Origin of the sequence: Paraburkholderia diazotrophica, from assembly GCF_900108945.1 — a bacterium.
Lineage (GTDB): Bacteria > Pseudomonadota > Gammaproteobacteria > Burkholderiales > Burkholderiaceae > Paraburkholderia > Paraburkholderia diazotrophica.
In genome coordinates, this window is record NZ_FNYE01000008.1 from 180,694 (window position 1) to 196,970 (window position 16,277).

15 protein-coding genes are annotated in these 16,277 nt (G+C 64.4%); 7 read left to right on the forward strand and 8 right to left on the reverse strand.

The window, feature by feature from the left end; translation table 11 throughout:
• Positions 1 to 339 precede the first annotated feature (339 nt).
• The 3 genes from BMW76_RS40325 to BMW76_RS13395 all read left to right on the forward strand — a co-directional run bounded on the left by BMW76_RS40325 (position 340) and on the right by BMW76_RS13395 (position 2,770).
• On the forward strand, positions 340 to 609 hold the full coding sequence (locus tag BMW76_RS40325) for a hypothetical protein (protein ID WP_143062258.1): 270 nt from the start codon (positions 340 to 342) through the stop codon (positions 607 to 609).
• A complete protein-coding gene (gene xseA, locus BMW76_RS13390) occupies positions 606 to 1,985 on the forward strand; it encodes an exodeoxyribonuclease VII large subunit (protein ID WP_090865655.1) in 1,380 nt (459 codons plus the stop codon). The genes BMW76_RS40325 and xseA overlap by 4 nt, the downstream gene beginning before the upstream one ends.
• Before the next feature lie 206 nt (positions 1,986 to 2,191).
• On the forward strand, positions 2,192 to 2,770 hold the full coding sequence (locus BMW76_RS13395) for a superoxide dismutase (protein ID WP_090865657.1): 579 nt from the start codon (positions 2,192 to 2,194) through the stop codon (positions 2,768 to 2,770).
• 152 nt (positions 2,771 to 2,922) lie between these two features.
• On the opposite strand, the gene BMW76_RS13400 is transcribed toward BMW76_RS13395, so the two are convergent.
• Together BMW76_RS13400 and BMW76_RS13405 are read right to left on the reverse strand one after the other, a co-directional pair.
• Positions 2,923 to 4,254 (reverse strand): NYN domain-containing protein, encoded by a 1,332-nt coding sequence (locus tag BMW76_RS13400; protein WP_090865659.1) that lies wholly within the window; start codon positions 4,252 to 4,254, stop codon positions 2,923 to 2,925.
• Between the two features lie 90 nt (positions 4,255 to 4,344).
• Positions 4,345 to 4,944, reverse strand: a complete 600-nt coding sequence (locus BMW76_RS13405; RefSeq protein ID WP_090865661.1) for an isochorismatase family protein — start codon at positions 4,942 to 4,944, stop codon at positions 4,345 to 4,347.
• Positions 4,945 to 4,992: 48 nt separating this feature from the next.
• Between BMW76_RS13405 and BMW76_RS13410 the strand changes: the two genes are divergently transcribed.
• Entirely contained in the window at positions 4,993 to 5,604 is a 612-nt protein-coding gene (locus tag BMW76_RS13410) for a TetR/AcrR family transcriptional regulator (protein WP_090865663.1), read from the forward strand.
• A 57-nt stretch (positions 5,605 to 5,661) separates the two neighbouring features.
• Here BMW76_RS13410 and clpP read toward each other — a convergent pair whose 3' ends face one another.
• Positions 5,662 to 6,315 carry an ATP-dependent Clp endopeptidase proteolytic subunit ClpP gene (gene clpP / locus BMW76_RS13415; RefSeq protein WP_090865665.1) on the reverse strand — a complete coding sequence of 218 codons (654 nt, stop codon included), beginning with the start codon at positions 6,313 to 6,315 and terminating at the stop codon, positions 5,662 to 5,664.
• A 180-nt stretch (positions 6,316 to 6,495) separates the two neighbouring features.
• Here clpP and BMW76_RS13420 point away from each other — a divergent pair, with 180 nt between their 5' ends.
• Positions 6,496 to 7,455, forward strand: coding sequence for a sigma-70 family RNA polymerase sigma factor (locus tag BMW76_RS13420; protein ID WP_090865666.1), 960 nt, complete (start codon positions 6,496 to 6,498; stop codon positions 7,453 to 7,455).
• Here the strand turns inward: BMW76_RS13420 and BMW76_RS13425 are convergent.
• The 3 genes from BMW76_RS13425 to BMW76_RS13440 form a co-directional block, all read right to left on the reverse strand.
• Positions 7,411 to 8,682 carry an EAL domain-containing protein gene (locus BMW76_RS13425; RefSeq protein ID WP_090865774.1) on the reverse strand — a complete coding sequence of 424 codons (1,272 nt, stop codon included), beginning with the start codon at positions 8,680 to 8,682 and terminating at the stop codon, positions 7,411 to 7,413. The two genes, BMW76_RS13420 and BMW76_RS13425, sit on opposite strands and share 45 nt — an antisense overlap.
• A 348-nt stretch (positions 8,683 to 9,030) precedes the next feature.
• Entirely contained in the window at positions 9,031 to 10,497 is a 1,467-nt protein-coding gene (gene mdtD, locus BMW76_RS13435) for a multidrug transporter subunit MdtD (protein ID WP_090865670.1), read from the reverse strand.
• Between the two features lie 150 nt (positions 10,498 to 10,647).
• Positions 10,648 to 12,060 carry an aminotransferase-like domain-containing protein gene (locus BMW76_RS13440; RefSeq protein ID WP_090865672.1) on the reverse strand — a complete coding sequence of 471 codons (1,413 nt, stop codon included), beginning with the start codon at positions 12,058 to 12,060 and terminating at the stop codon, positions 10,648 to 10,650.
• A 184-nt stretch (positions 12,061 to 12,244) separates the two neighbouring features.
• Between BMW76_RS13440 and BMW76_RS13445 the strand changes: the two genes are divergently transcribed.
• Positions 12,245 to 12,562: a DUF2917 domain-containing protein gene (locus BMW76_RS13445; RefSeq protein ID WP_090865674.1), complete on the forward strand. Its 318-nt coding sequence runs from the start codon at positions 12,245 to 12,247 to the stop codon at positions 12,560 to 12,562.
• A 39-nt stretch (positions 12,563 to 12,601) separates the two neighbouring features.
• Here BMW76_RS13445 and BMW76_RS13450 read toward each other — a convergent pair whose 3' ends face one another.
• A complete protein-coding gene (locus BMW76_RS13450; protein ID WP_090865676.1) occupies positions 12,602 to 13,834 on the reverse strand; it encodes a citrate/2-methylcitrate synthase in 1,233 nt (410 codons plus the stop codon).
• Positions 13,835 to 13,972: 138 nt separating this feature from the next.
• Here BMW76_RS13450 and BMW76_RS13455 point away from each other — a divergent pair, with 138 nt between their 5' ends.
• Positions 13,973 to 15,367 carry a CoA transferase gene (locus tag BMW76_RS13455; protein WP_090865678.1) on the forward strand — a complete coding sequence of 465 codons (1,395 nt, stop codon included), beginning with the start codon at positions 13,973 to 13,975 and terminating at the stop codon, positions 15,365 to 15,367.
• 33 nt (positions 15,368 to 15,400) lie between these two features.
• Here the strand turns inward: BMW76_RS13455 and BMW76_RS13460 are convergent, their stop codons facing one another.
• Positions 15,401 to 16,147 carry a GntR family transcriptional regulator gene (locus BMW76_RS13460; protein WP_090865680.1) on the reverse strand — a complete coding sequence of 249 codons (747 nt, stop codon included), beginning with the start codon at positions 16,145 to 16,147 and terminating at the stop codon, positions 15,401 to 15,403.
• Positions 16,148 to 16,277: the final 130 nt, after the last annotated feature.

A 16,277-nucleotide genomic window follows, 5' to 3' on the forward strand; every position in this document is an offset into this window, starting at 1 on the left:
GTCAGACAGAACGGACAGTGCGGACATCAACGGGCATCTCCGGGCGGTCGGCTGCACCGACGGTTGAAAGACAAGGACGAAGGGAACCACGAAACGCGGACGACAATAGTGGCAACAGCAATGAGGCAACAGAGAAGCGGCAACGCCGGGTCAGCCAAGGGACGGCCAGGGCGCCGGACAAGCACGAGACGAACCTCCCCGATGGGCGCGCATCATGTCGACCAGGTCGCGCCCGAACCCGGCACTCTAGCGCGCGAGCGGCGTCGGCGGCAAGTCGGGACGGCCTTCACGTGTGGGCAGGCACCGCTCATGCTCAATCCATAGTCTGTGGATAACTTTGTGGAGAACGCGCATTGCAAACTGTCGGAAAGGCCGTCGCGCAAGCCTGAGATCGGCGAGCGGGAACTCTCGATGACCGAAAAATGGTTAAAAATCATAAAGTTGGATGGCATAAAATGGGCTCTTGAGCACTTCCGCGCCGCCAAACCAAAGTGCTCCCGACATGTGGACACTTTTAACAATCCGGCTAAAGGCCCTTACGAGGTGCTGGACCTGACTGGCCGATCGGTCTATCGTCTGTCCGGCCTGTTCTCACCATTCCTCGCATGAATTCCGAAAGTCCTTTCTCGTCTGCCGCCGGAGCGGGCGGCGATGCTGTCGTTCCCGTATCGGTGCTCAACCGTGCAATCGGGACGATGCTCGAACGCACGTTTCCTCTCGTCTGGGTATCCGGCGAGGTGTCGAATTTCACGCGCGCCGCCAGCGGACACTGGTACTTCTCGATCAAGGACGCGCAGGCGCAAATGCGTTGCGTGATGTTTCGCGGCCGCGCGCAGTACGCCGAGTTCACGCCGCGCGAAGGCGACAAGATCGAAGTGCGCGCGCTCGTCACGATGTATGAGCCGCGCGGTGAACTTCAGCTGAATGTCGAAGCCGTGCGCCGTACGGGCCAGGGTCGGCTGTACGAAGCGTTTCTGCGTCTGAAGGCGCAACTCGAAGCCGAAGGCCTGTTCGACCCGCAACGCAAGCGCGCATTGCCCGCGCATCCGCGCTCGATCGGCATCGTCACGTCGTTGCAGGCGGCCGCGTTGCGCGACGTGCTGACGACGCTCGCGCGCCGCGCGCCGCATATTCCCGTGGTCGTCTATCCGGCGCCCGTGCAGGGCGCGGGCGTGGGCGCGAAGCTGGCCGCGATGGTCGAGATAGCGAACCGTCGGCGCGAAGTGGATGTGCTGATCGTCTGTCGAGGCGGCGGCTCGATCGAAGACCTGTGGGCGTTCAATGAAGAAGTGCTGGCACGAGCGATTGCTGCGAGCGACGTGCCCGTCGTGAGCGGTGTCGGTCACGAAACCGACTTCACGATCGCCGACTTCGCCGCTGACGTTCGCGCGCCGACACCCACGGGCGCCGCCGAACTCGTCAGTCCGCAGCGCGTATTGCTGCTGCGCGACCTCGATCACCGGCATGCATCGCTTGCGCGCGGCTTCGGCCGCATGATGGAGCGCCGCGCTCAACAGCTCGACTGGCTCGCGAGACGTCTCGTGTCGCCCGCTGAAAGGCTCGCGCGGCAACGCGCGCATCTTCAGCAACTGTGTGCGCGACTCGCGTCAGCAGGCGCGCGGCCCGTGCGCGATGCACGCGCGCAGTTCTCGCTTGTGAAGATGCGCTGGCAGCGCTGGTGTCCCGATCTCTCCCAGCATCGTGCAACCGTGAATGGGCTCGCCGAACGGTTGGATCGCGCATTGTTGCGTCAGCATGAAAGACACCTTGCCCGAGTGGAAACACTTGCTGCGCGGCTCGAAGTATTGAGCCCGAAACGCACACTCGAGCGCGGCTACGCGGCGCTGCTCGATGCGCAAAGCGGACGCGCGGTCCGTGCGCCATCGGCGTTGAAGCCGGGCCGGCGCATGACGCTGCATCTCGCGGAGGGCTCGGCGGACATCGCGCTTTCGGATGTGCAGCCGCGTCTTACGGATGGCTTTTGACGTGCGCAAGGCACAGTACTTTTGACCTTGGTATGACGTGTGGAAACGCGCTGCGCGAGCATTAATTACGCTGCCCGCGCAGCGCGTTTTCGCAATGAACGCCATAAAGGGCTTGTGTTTGCGGGGTTATTCCAAGTCGCCTACAATCGAGTGCTCCACAGCGTTATCCGCAGACTCCCCATAAACAGATACAAAGGAATAGCACCATGGAACATACGCTCCCGCCGCTGCCTTTCGCAAAGAACGCGCTCGCTCCGCACATGTCGGAAGAGACGCTCGAATTTCACTATGGCAAGCATCACCAGACCTATGTGACGAACCTGAACAATCTGATCAAGGGTACCGAGTTCGAGAAGCTGTCGCTGGAAGAGATCGTCAAGAAGTCGTCGGGCGGTGTCTTCAACAACTCCGCACAAGTGTGGAACCACACGTTCTTCTGGAACAGCCTGTCGCCGCAAGGCGGGGGCGCGCCGAAGGGCAAGCTGGCAGACGCGATCAACGCGAAGTGGGGCTCCTTCGACAAGTTCAAGGAAGAATTCACGAAGACGGCAGTCGGCACGTTCGGCTCGGGCTGGGCCTGGCTCGTGAAGAAGGCTGACGGTTCGCTCGACCTGGTGTCGACCAGCAACGCCGCCACGCCGCTGACCACGGACGCGAAGCCGCTGCTCACGATCGACGTGTGGGAACACGCGTACTACATCGACTATCGCAACGCACGTCCGAAGTTCGTCGAAGCGTACTGGAACATCGTGAACTGGGATTTCGCTGAAAAGAATTTTGCGTAAGTCCTGCTTCGCTTGCTAAACCCTGCGGTTCAGTATTTGCCACAAAAAAGCCCTCATTTGAGGGCTTTTTTGTTTCTGTCGCACGGAACGCATGACGTATATCGTTAGCGATCCCGATCAATCGCGAGAGTGGGTGATGTTATCGGAACCGCTCAACTGGCGTCGCCGCTCGGTTCGGCCTTGCGCGGACGGCGGCTTCGCGTCGTCGATTTGCGCGGCGCCTTTTTGGCGGGGGGAGCCCCGGCTGCATGCGGTTCGGCGCCGGGCGTCGAGGCTTGTGGCTCTGTCGTTGCAACGTGTTCGGTAACGGGCGGCGCATCGGCGTGATGGGCGGAACCGGCATCCGTATCGACGGCTTCTGTTCGCTCGGTCTTCGCCTTGCTCGCTTTCTTTGCCTTCTTTGCCGCGGGCTTGCGCGTGCCGCGGCTCTTGCGGCGGGCGCCGTTTCTTTCGCTGTCCGTGTGTTCGTGCTGCGTCACGGATGTCTGCCCGATTGCCGAGACGTCCTCGCCGGGCGCGCTATCCGTTTCAGGCGTTTCAGGCGTTTCAACGGCGTCATCCGTTTCGGCCATTGCAGCGGCTGTGGGCATCGCGGTCCATTCGTCACCCGTGTCGCGCGAACTTGCGATATCGCTCGTGCCCACGACGGCGCTCGCGCTGCGATACACGAACGTGCCTGACTTCTCGTCGCGGCCCAGTTCCAGCAGCCCGCGCGATTGCGCTTCTTCGAGCAGGTTGCCGAATGCGCGAAAGCCGTAGTACGTCTCGTTGAAACCGGGCATGCGGCGCTTGATCGCGTTCTTCAGCGTCGACGCCCAGATCTTGCCGCTGTCGCCGCGCTCCGATGCGAGCGCATCGAAAGTCTGCACGGCAAACTCGATGGCCTTCGTCTTGCGCGTTTCCAGATCTTCCTTGCGCTTTTCGCCATCGGACGCGCGCTTCATCGCCTGTTGGGCGGCCTGTTGCGCGGCCTTCGCGCTCTCGCGCTTCGCGGTCGCGCGCTGGCTCTCGCGCACCAGATCGTCGTAGAAGATGAACTCGTCGCAATTGGCCGTAAGCAGATCCGACGTCGAGCGCTGCACCCCGACGCCGATCACCTGCTTCGCGTTTTCGCGCAGCTTCGACACGAGCGGCGAGAAGTCCGAGTCGCCGCTGATGATGACGAACGTGTTGACGTGCGACTTCGTATAGCAGAGATCGAGCGCATCGACGACGAGCCGGATATCCGCCGAGTTCTTGCCGGACTGGCGCACATGTGGAATTTCGATCAGCTCGAAGTTCGCTTCGTGCATCGCGGCCTTGAAGCCCTTGTAGCGGTCCCAGTCGCAGTACGCCTTCTTCACGACGATGCTGCCCTTCAGCAGCAGCCGTTCGAGAACCAGCTTGATGTCGAATTTCTCGTATTTCGCGTCGCGCACGCCGAGCGCGACGTTCTCGAAATCGCAGAACAGCGCCATGCTGACGGTATCCTGGGATGACGCCATGTATCTCTCCAATGAAGTGCAGGCACGATCGTCTCATACAACGCGGCGTCGATCGAGTGCTGCACGATGACGGGCCTGCGCGCAATGCGTTCAGGCGCCGCCGAACGTGCCCGTGTCGGCGACCGCGCCAATGAATTCTTCCGTCGAGCGCACGAAGCCCATGCGCGGAAAGATATGTTCGACGGGAAAGCGATGCACGTCGCCGGAGAAGCTCGACATCGCGTCTTCGATAAAGACCAGTTCGTAGCCGCGATCGAAGGCCGCGCGCGCAGTCGACTCGACGCCGAAGTTCGTCGCAATGCCCGTCAGCACAATCGTGCGAATGCCACGGCGACGCAATTGCTGTTCCAGATCGGTGCCGTAGAACGCGCCCCATTGGCGCTTCGTCACGATCACGTCGCTGGATTGCACGTTGCATTCGGGCACGAGCTCCGACGCTTGCGGCGGCGGGGCGGGCGCGTCGCGCGGACGCAGCGGCGCGTCGGCGGGCAGCGACAGCAGCTGCGAAATATCGACGCGCACGAACACGACCGTGCCGCCTGCCGCGCGCAGCGCATCGGCGGCGCGCAGGGAACGCGCGACCACGTCGGCGGCCGAATGCGGCTCCAGTTGCCGTCCGACGTTGCTGTGCTGCAGATCGATCAGCACGATGGCCGTGCTGCGTGGGTCGATGGAAAGCGCTTGCGCCATATGTCACCTATATGTGAGGATGTGCTCATATCATGATACGACAGAAATATGAGCGTAGCCTCAGATAATCCGAAAGTGCGGCGCGTGCCTCAACAGGAGCGCGCGGCAAAGCGCGTCGATGCGTTGCTCGATGCGGCGGGCGAAGTGATCGCGGAACGCGGCTTCGAGGCCGCGACGATGACGGCCATCGCCGAGCGTGCGGGCGCGTCGATCGGTGCGGTCTATCAGTACTTTCCGAACAAGCATGCGCTCGTTCTCGCGCTGCGCACGCGCTATGGCAACGAAATGGATGCGCAATGGAGCGCGCTCAGCGAGGCGGCGTACGCGTGGAGCGCCGAAGAACTGGTCGAGCGTCTGTTCGCGCTGATGGTCGATTTCATGGCAGCGCGGCCCGCGTATCTGCCGCTGCTGTCGGTGTCGCTGAATTTCCGGCGCGATGCCGCCGCGCGCAACCGCTTGCGCGGCAGGTTCGCCGAACTGTTTCAACGCTACAGTCCGGCGCTGTCGGACGACGACGCGTTTCGCGCTGCCGAAGTCGCGCTTCAGGTCGTGAAGAGCCTGAGTCCGCTGTACGCGGCCGCGAAGCCGAAAGAGCGCAACGCGCTCGTCGACGAATACAAGATTGTCGTTTCATCATATCTGGCCGCGCGGCTGCGCTAGGCGTTTCACGTCGGCGCTTCACATCGGCGCTTCACATCGACGCCACACGTCGGCCGATCACATCGTGCGATGCGCGGCGTCAATCACGCCCGCTTCGCGCGTCGCGAGCACGTCGTCGATCAGGCCATACGCCTTCGCCGCATCCGCCGACATGAAATTGTCTCGATCGGTATCCTTCTCGATCTGCGCGACGCTCTGGCCCGTGCGCTGCGCGAGCACGGCGTTCAGGCGCTCGCGCAGGTACAGCACTTCCTTTGCCTGGATCTCGATGTCCGATGCTGTGCCTTGGCCTCCGCCCGAAGGCTGATGAATCATGATGCGCGCGTTGGGCAGCGCGAAGCGCTTGCCGGGCGCGCCCGCCGCGAGCAGGAACGTGCCCATGCTGGCCGCGAAGCCGGTGCATAGCGTCGACACATCGGGCTTGATGAACTGCATCGTATCGAAGATCGCGAGGCCGTCATAGACCGAGCCGCCCGGCGAGTTGATGTAAAAAGAAATATCCTTGTCAGGGTTCTCCGATTCGAGAAACAGCAACTGCGCGACGATCAGGCTCGCCGACTGTTCGTTGACCGGCCCGACCAGAAACACGATCCGCTCGCGCAACAGGCGCGAATAGATGTCGTAGGCGCGCTCGCCGCGGTTCGATTGCTCGATGACGGTCGGCACGAGATTGAATCCGGAGTACGTCGGTGAAATGAAATGACGGTGCATGCGTTCCTCGCTGATGAGTTCGTGTGTGCGAAAGGGCCGCGCCCGCGCGCGGCTCCCATCGCAAGACGCGAAAGCGTGGGCACGCGTGACAGAAGAATTTTTGCGTTCGCGTGTCACATCGCAGGCGGTTGGTCCGTCTAGCCGATGAGAACTGATGGGAACGCAAGAGGAGTGGCATGCATGGACCAGACAGAACAAGGCAAGCCGGCGCAGTTCGAAGCGGTGCGCGCGAAGCTTTTCGCGCTCGCGTACCGGATGCTCGGCAGCCGCGCGGAAGCGGAAGACATCGTGCAGGACGCCTGGCTCAAATGGCACGCCGCCGACGCCAGCGAGCTGCGCTCATCCGTTGCGTGGCTCACGACGGTCACGACGCGCCTCGCGATCGACCGCCTGCGTCATCTGCAAATGGAGCGCGCGACGCACTCGGGCGGCTGGCTGCCGGACCCGTGGCTCGATGGGCTTGCGCCGTCGGCGGAAGATCTCGCGTTGCGCGCCGTGCAGATGTCGTACGGCGTGATGCTGCTGCTCGAGCGCCTGAAGCCCGAGGAGCGCGCCGCGTTCGTGCTGCATGAAGCCTTCGATTGCGACTACGCGGAGATCGCGAAGATTCTCGCGAAGACGCCCGCCCATTGCCGGCAGATCGTGCATCGCGCGAAAACGCGCTTGCAGCGCGAGGGCGTGCCGGCGAAGCGCGCCGATCCCGCCGCGCATGCGCGCATCGTCGAGCGCTTGCGGGCGGCGATGGAAGCGCAGGATCGCTTGGCGCTCGTGCGGCTCTTCTGTGAAGTGCCGAGCGTGGTCAGCGATGCACCCGAACTGGTCGACGCCGTCGCGTCGGCGGAACAAGTGGCGGCCACGCTTGCGATGCGCAGCAACGGGGATCAGACGGAGACGGTGTCGATGAACGGCGCGAGCGCGGTAGCGCTGATGCGCGACGGCGAGGTCGATACGCTGCTCGATATTTCGATCGGCGAGGACGAGCGCATTGTTGCTCTGCGCATCGTGACGGGCGCGCTGCGGCTCGCGCCCGCTACGCGCGTGTTCGGACGCGCGGCGATCTTGCGGCTCTTGCAACCGATCAGCAGCGAGGCGGCATCAGTCACGATGCGCGGCCACCTCCCAGTTGATATCGACGCATAGCACCTGCATGCCGCGCGCGGTCTCCGCCGCGATCGACGCCGTCACGCACAGGTGCGCCTCGTTGATCGACAGATATGGCGGCGTCAGATGCACCTGCCCTGGCGCGCGCACGGCTTGAATGAAATACGGACGGCGTTCCCAGCTCGCGCCTTCCGAATGCAAAAGCGGCCGGAAACGCTTCGCGCGCTGCGACGCGCGGCCCTGAGGCAAGACGTTATCGCCGATCTGGCGGCCCGAGCCGTCGAGCAGGAAGCAGCGCGCCGTCTCGCGCAATGCGAGCAGCGGCGCGGTTGCGTCGGCCATCGTTTCGCCTTCGACGAGCTGCGTGCTCGCCGCTTCCAATGCCGTGACGAACGGCGCGAGCCGCTCGGACTGCGCGCGCTCGCGCTCGGCCACGCGCTGACGCAGTGCCGCCGACAGTTCGTCCATGAGCTTCACCGTCGCCTGGCGCGCGACGGGCTCGACGCTCGGCGCCGCGAAGAATGTGCCCTGCACGAAATCGACGTTGCATTCGAGCGCGATCAGCGCGTCGCGCTCGGTGGAGAGGCCGCCCATCAGCACCAATTGTCCCGACTCATGCAGCATCGACACGATGCCGGGCAGCACGCGTTCGATATGCGAATGCTCGGTGGCCTGCGCGAGGATGCAGCGGTCGAGCGTGACGATATCGGGCCGCAGATGCCACACGCGGTCGATGTTCGAATGCTTCGCGCCGAAGCCGTCGAGCGCGATCAGAAAACCCGACTTGCGCAACGCGTCGACGATTTCAGCGAAGCGGGTTGTTTCGCCGCCCGAATGCTCGGAGACTTCGAGCACCACGCGCTGCGGCGGCAGGCCAAGCGCCTTCAGTCCCGCGAGCAGCGCGTCGCCGTAACTCGTGTCCATCAGCGCGGCGGGATGCAGGCTCAGGAAGAGCCATTCGTCGTGGCTGTCGAATGCATTGAAGTTGCCCAGATGCAGCGACTCCGCGAGACGCCCGAGTTCGAGCAGATCGCCGCGGCGTGCTGCCTGCGTGAAGACTTCCGCCGACGGCACCTGCTTGCCGTTTTCATCGTGTGCGCGCAACGACGCGTGATAGCCGATTGCACGTCGATGCGAAACCGAAAAAACAGGCTGAAACACGCTGAAAACCGTGTAGCCGCCATACCGGACAGTGCGGCGCGAGCCTTCGTCGCCCGCCACGGGGCGCGTCTGGAAGCCGGGAGGATCGAGTTCGATCATGCTCATCGTGTCGGTCATCGGTAGAGAAGCGAGGCAAGCCGCACGCATTGCGCGGACAGGTCGAGTTTACAGGATAGGCTTGAGCAAGAAACATGCGCGGAACGAAATGCCGCGGCCATGTGCGGCCATTCGCGGCTGAATCGCGTCGATCGCGCTCGTGCGTCGCGGCTGTCTTTATCGTGCGCGGGGTCGTGCTTCGCGTGTTGCTTCGGGTCTTGATCCGATTGTGCGCCGGGAACGCGATCGCTGCCATGCGTGGCGCGCAAGGCGCACATCGATGGTGCGGCGCGCGCCCCGTAACGGTTCCGATCGTTGCGGCGAATCATGCGCGTCCCGTTTGAAACCGAGCCGCCATCACGTGCGTTCCTGCGGATCGGCGCGCTTCGCGGGCTGCCGGATGTCGGCCGACAACTGCGCGAAAATCCATGACGTCGCGGCCGTGATCAGGCCGACGCACAGGAACGTCGCGTGAAACGCGGGCAGCGAGTTCGCCGCCGTCACGCGCGGGATGATGCCTGTGAACGTCGTGAGCAGCGCGCCCGCGACGGTCACGCCGAGACTCATCGCGAGCATCTGCACGAGCGAGAAGAGGCTGTTGCCGCTGCTCGCGCCGCCCGTGCCGAGGTCTTTCAGCGTCAGTGTGTTCATTGCCGTGAACTGCATCGAGTTGACGCCGCCGAAGAACGCGAGCTGCACGAGGCGAAGCCACAGCGGCTGATGCACGCTCGTCAGCGAGAAGCTCGCCATCGCGAGACCGACGAGCACCGTGTTCGACACGAGCACGCGCCGGTAGCCGTACTTCATGATGAGATTCGTGACGAGGCGCTTCGACGACATGCCGGCGGCGGCGACGGGCAGCATCATCAGGCCCGCTTCGAATGCGCTATAGCCGAGGCTCACCTGCAACAGCAGCGGAATCAGATAGGGCATCGCGCCGCTGCCGATCCGCGCGAACAGATTGCCGAGCAGGCCGACGCTGAACGTGTGAATCTTGAAGAGATCGAGCGAGAAGATCGGATTCGCTGCGCGCACCGCATGCAATCCGTAGGCGACGAAACAGCCGAGCGAAAGAATCAGCAGCATCAGCACGGTTGCATGCTGAATGGAAAACTCGGTGCGCCCGTCGAGCGCCATCGAGATCGACACCATGCCGACGATCAGCAGCACATAGCCTTTGATGTCGAACGGCGCGGTGTCGGGATTACGGCTGTCGGGCATGAACACGAACGTCGCGATCAGGCCTGCAATGCCGACGGGCACGTTGATTAGAAAGATCCAGTGCCACGACGCGATCTTGACGAGCCAGCCGCCGAGCGTCGGTCCGATCAGCGGGCCGATCAGCCCTGGAATCGCGACGAACGACAGCGCAGGCAGATAGCGTTCGGCCGGAAACACGCGCAGCACGGCGAGACGTCCGACGGGCAGCAGCATCGCGCCGCCCACGCCCTGCAGCACCCGATAGATCACCAGTTGCGTGAGCGTATGCGCGTTCGCGCACAGCAGCGAGCCGACGGTGAAGATCAGGATCGCGCTCATGAAGACGCGCCGCGTGCCGAGCTTGTCCGCGAGCCAGCCGGACACGGGAATCATCACGGCCATCGTCAGCGAATACGCAATCACGACTGATTGCATGCGCAACGGCAGCTCGCCGAGACTTGTCGCCATTGCGGGCAGTGCGGTGTTGACGATCGTCGCATCGAGCGTCTGCATGAAGAAGCCCGTCGCGACGATCCACAACATCACCGACAGCGAGCGGGCAGTGGGCGCGGTTTGAGCAGTGTGATGAGCGGCGGATGATCGCGATTCGGTCGATTCGGACATGAACGCTAGGCAGGACGGCTGGGCGGGAGAGCCCACATTCTAAGGAAAAAGTGCTGTATCCGTATGACGGAGCCGCACGAGCAAAACGCGCGCAGGCCGTGAGCAAAAGGCACGCAGGCAGAGATAGCAAGCCGCGCGCCTCGCCGTTCGTCATGGCTCCAGTTGCGCCGCGGCCTCGAAGAATGCCCGCGCGCGCGGATCGTTCGCGAACGCGGCATTGATGCGTATCCACGGGCTCGTCTCCGCGTTCGGCCGAAAGTAGCTGCCTGGCGCAACGGTCACGCCGAGCGGCGCGCCGCACTCCACCAGCCGCTGCGCATCGTCGACATGCGGCACGCGCGCCCACACGAACTTGCCGCCCAGCGGATTTTCGAACACCTGCCAGCCGCCCATTTCAAGCGTCTGCACCGTCGCGCCGAGCGCATCGCGCATGCGCCGGCGCAATCTTTCGAGATGCTTGCGATACATTCCGCGTTCGAGCAGCGCGACGGTCACTGCTTCCGCGAAGCGCGATCCGCCGATGCTCGTCAGCATCTTGATGTCGGCGAGGTCCTTGATGGTTGCGTGGTCCGCGATCACGTAGCCGATGCGCAGCGACGACGACAGCGTCTTCGACAGACCGCCGATGTAGATCACGTGTTCGAGCTGATCGAGCGTCGCGAGGCGATCGGTGGGCTCCGCCTGGAAGTCAGCGTAGATGTCGTCTTCGAGAATCTTGAAGCCGTGCTCGCGCGCCAGTTGCAGCAGACGGAACGCGACGGGCGGCGCGACCGTCGTGCCCGTCGGGTTGTGAAACACCGAGTTGATAAAGAAGAGCTTCGGCCGATGCTGCTGCAACTGCGCCTGCAACGTATCGAGATCGGGCCCTGTGCGCGTGCGCGGAATGCCGACGAGCTTCACGCCATGCAGCTTCAGCAGGCCGTTGAAATTGTAGTAGCCGGGATCTTCGACGAAGATCGTGTCGCCGGGCTTGAGCATGTAGCGCATCAGCAGATCCATCGCCTGGCTCGCGCCGATCGTGATGAGGATCTGCGACGCGTCCGCGTCGATGCCGAGCTGCGCGACGCGCCCCTGCAAATGCTCGCGCAGCGCCGCGTTGCCGAGCGGCGTCGCGTAGTCGATCATGCTTGCGCCGTCGGTGCGCGACACGTAGCGGATCGCCTGCGCGAGGCTGTCCATGTCGCGCCACGCTTCGGGGATGAAGCCGCTGCCGAGTTTTAGCGATTCGCCGGGATGATTGAACTGCTGAAGAATGTGCACCGATTCCTCCTCGGCGCGGCGCGGATCGGATGCACCCTGGCAACTCATCGACGCGCGATGCCGCTCCGCCACGTAAAAGCCCGAGCCGGGACGCGAATCCAGATAGCCGAGCGACACGAGCCGGTCATACGCCTCGATCACGGGAAAGCGGCTGATGTCGTTATCGGCGGCGAACTGGCGGATCGACGGCAGCCGCGCCCCCGGATGCGCGGTGCGCGAGCGTATCCATTCCTGCACGCCGCTCACGATCTGCTCGGTGAGCGGCACGCCGTTGTCGCGGTTCAGTTCGATGTCGAGCTTCATGGCGTGTATTCCTTCGCTTCGTCCTTCGTCGATGACGGACCGTCTGTTATGGCCGAAGCGCCAGCAACTGTCAGGTTTTCTGACTGTACAGTTCTTTCGAAACTGTTCAGTACTGTGCATGTGACAGCCATCATCGCACGCCAATAATGGATGCAAGCGAAAAAGCCTTTCAAGGAGCACTGCGATGCGTGAAATCCGTACTTTCGAACTCGAACACGGCGAGCCGGCGAGCGCCTGGCGGGTCGCGCAGCCGCTCGCAGTGAACGTGCTGGCGGGCGAACTGTGGCTGACCGTTGAAGGCGATGCCGAGGACTATTGGCTCGCGCCGGGCGAGTCGTTCGAGCTGAAGCATGGCGCCGTCGCGTGGATGAGCGCCGGACGTGAAGGCGCGCGGCTGTCGCTGACGGTTGCAGGCGGCGGGCGCGAGATGGGCGATACGCTGCGCGTTCAGCGGCGCCCAATGCGCTGGACGTGGATGCCGCGCTGGCTGCTTACCGCATGATGGCGGTTTCAGGATTGCGATTCGCGGTTTAAAGCGCCGTCAGTCGGCTTCATACGCGCCGATATACCTTGCGCGCGGACGGATCAGGCGGCCGTCGCTGGTCTGCTCGATCGCGTGCGCGATCCAGCCTGTCACGCGGCCCACTGCGAACAGCGTGAAGGCCGCGCCGGCGGGCAAGCCGAGCACCCGCTCGATGGCCGCGAGCGCGTAGTCGACGGTCGGCTCGGCGCCCGTCGTGTCGCGCACGGCGCGCGCAAGCCTTTGCACTTCGGCCAGCGACGAGCGCGCCGGCGCGCATTGTCCGAGCAGATCGAGCAGCAGCCGCGCGCGCGGATCGCCGTCCGGATACAGCGGATGGCCGAAGCCCGACAGCGCCGGACCCACCGAGCCATGCTCCGGATGCGCGAGCCGCGTGGCGAGATAGCGGTCCAGATCGGCGGCTCGCTCGGCTTCGTCGAACAATGCCGCGATGCGCGCCGTTTCTCCGCCATGCCGAGGCCCCGACAGCGCGGCGAGTCCGCCCGCGACGGCGCCGAACAGGTGCGTGCCCGTCGACGTGATGCAGCGCACCGTGAACGTCGACGCATTCAGTTCATGATCCGCGCAGGCGACGAGCGCCGCGCGCAGCAGGTTGGTCTGCGCGCGATTGCGCACGCCCCACGCGCTCGCGAGTTGCTTGTGCAGCGGTTCGTTCGACGGCGCAGCGGAAATCATCGCGCCTGCCAGCAGCCGGATCAGCGCGCAGGCATTGTCGAGCTGCGCATCGCGGCCGAGCGCCCAGACGCGCGGCATTTGCGCGGCGGCCGCGGGCAGCAGCACCAGCGCGCGGTCGAGCGGCGCGCTGTCGCTCCACAGCTTCAGCCACGCCGACCATTGCGCGGCGGCGAGCGGTGCGGCAGGCGCATCGGCGATGCGCCGCGCGCTGCATTCCCACAGCAGCGCCGCGACTTCTTCCAGCGTGGCTGTGCGCGCCAGTTCGATCGCGTCGCGGCCCCGATAGAGCAGCTTGCCGTCCGCGATCAGCGTGATCGACGATTCGAGCACGGGCACGCCCCAGTCCAATACTTTCTGCGCGACCTTGCCAGCGCGCTTGCCGTCTTCCTTGCGGCGCGCGAGGCGCCGCACTTCGTCGGCATCATAGAGACGGCGCTTGCTGTCCGCATCGGGCGTCGAGCGCAACATGCCCCGGCTGACGTACGCGTAGAGCGTCGTGACGCTGATGCCGAGCATCGTGGCGGCTTCGTCGGCGGACAGGTAACGCGGAGCGGACATCGCTTGTGTCCTCATGTGTGTGATATCGGAACGGGAAAGCCAAAGAAAACGATATATGTTGATTATATGAATCAAGATTGATCGTGGCGAGCGGCAAATCTAGACTGAGTTACGCCTTCTTCTGGATGCATACTCATCATGACGCCCCAGCTCGCTCTCGATCATCTGTGGTCCGTTGCCGGTTGCGATCCGGCCTTGCTCGATTACGCGGTCATCGACGGCAACGACCCGTCGCTGCCTTCCGTGTTCCGCGTCGGGACGCTCGCGAGTGCGTCGATTGCCGCGATGGGTCTTGCCGCCGCCGAATGCTTCAGGCTGCGTACGGGCCGCATGCAGCGCGTCGATGTGAGCGTGCGGCGCGCGCTCGTCGCGTTTCGCAGCGAGCGTTATCTGCGTGTCAACGATGGGCTGCCGCCCGAGTTACGCCATCCCGTCACCGGCTTCTATGCGACGCGCGATGGCCGCTGGGTCCAGTTGCACACGAACTTCCCGCATCATCTGCAAGGCGTGCTGAAGGTGCTCGGCTGCGAAGGCGAGCCGGGCGCCGTGGCCGAAGCGATACGCGGCTGGGACGGCGCGCAGCTCGACCAGACGCTCGCCGACGCCGGCCTGTGCGCCGCGCTGATCCGCTCGCCACGCGAATGGGCGGCGCTCGACCAGGCGAAGGCGATTGCGAATCTGCCGCTCTTCGAAATCGAACGGATCGGCGACGCGCCGCCGGAAGCGCCAGGGCGGGACGCGCCGCAGCGGCCGTTGAGCGGAACGCGCGCGCTCGATCTGTCGCGGATCATCGCGGGACCGGTGGCGGGGCGCGCGCTCGCGCAGCATGGCGCGGACGTATTGCTAATCAACGGGCCGCATCTGCCGAACATCGCGCCGCTCATCATCGACAACGGCCGAGGCAAGCGTTCGGCGACGCTCGATTTGCGCGAGTCCGCCGCGCGCGAGCAGTTGCACGCGCTCGCCGCCGATGCCGATGTGTTCCTTCAGGCGTACCGGCCCGGCTCGCTTGCTTCGCGCGGCTTTGCGCCCGAAGCGCTCGCGCGGATCAGGCCGGGCATCGTCTGCGTGTCGATTTCTGCGTATGGGCACGCGGGTCCGTGGTCGACGCGGCGCGGCTTCGACAGTCTCGTGCAATCGGCGAGCGGCATCGCGTACACGGAGAGCCACGCGGCTGGCGTCGAAGGGCCGAAGCATCTGCCGTGTCAGGCGCTCGATCACGCGACGGGCTATCTCGCCGCGTTCGGCGCGATGGTCGCGCTCGCGCGCCGCGCGCAGGAGGGCGGCAGCTGGCACGTGCGGCTGTCGCTTGCACAGACGGGGCGGTGGTTGCAATCGATGGGACAGATCGAGGGCGGCTGGCGCGCGCCCGACGTGACCTACGACGACGTGCAGGACTGTCTGCACGAAGTCGACTCGCCGTTTGGCCGCGTGCGCGCGGCGGCGCCCGCCGAGCAGATGTCGGAGACGCCTGCGTTCTATGCGCGGCCGCCCGTGCCGATCGGCACCGACGCGGCGCGCTGGGAAGACTGAGCCTCAACGATTGACGGGAGCAGAAAGCGCTTCTTACTTGCGCAGCTCGGCCACGAAATCGTAGTAGTCGTTGCGGCAGTAGGTATCGGTGAGCTCGATCGCACGCTGGTCCGCCGTGTAGCCGACACGCGTGATCAGCAGCAGCGCCTCGTTCGGCGCAATGCTCATCTGTTGCGCGATCTCGTCGTTCGCGTTGACCGCGCGGAAGTGCTGCAACGCGCGCACGATCGTCAGCCCGCGCTGTTCGAGATACGTGTACAGCGAATCGCCGATGGCCTGCGGATCGGGAATGATCGAAGCGGGAAACGTCGAGTTTTCGACGGCCATCACGATGCCGTCCGCGAGACGCAAGCGGCGCAAGCGCGTGACGGCGGCAGCGGGCGACAGCCCGAGCTGGATCACTTCATCGCGATTGGCGGGGACGATCTCGCGCGAGAGCCACTGCGAACTCGGCGTGAAGCCACGCCGGCGCAGCATTTCGCTGAAGCTCGACAGGCGCGACAGCGGGTCTTCATAGCGTGGCGTGATGAAGCTGCCCGCGCCTTGCGAACGGCGGATCAGCCCTTGTTCGACGAGCAGCGCGATCGCCTTGCGCGCGGTGATCCGCGATACGCCGAGCGCTTCCGACAACACACGCTCCGACGGCAGCGCTTCGCCCGCGTTCCAGCGGTTCTCGTGGATCGCGTTGCCGAGCTTGCGGGCGAGCTGAAGATACAGCGGAGTGTCGTTTTCCGGGTCCGGGCGCAGATCGCGCCAGCGGTCTTCCGAGGCTGGATTCATGTGACGGACGCAAGAAGGGCAAGCGGCAATTCTATGACATTGGCGCGCTGCGTTATAGCGGGGTTTTGCCGGGACGCCGATGCGTTTCGCGATCAGACGCTACACTCGTTGCATAGCCGATGCGTGACAT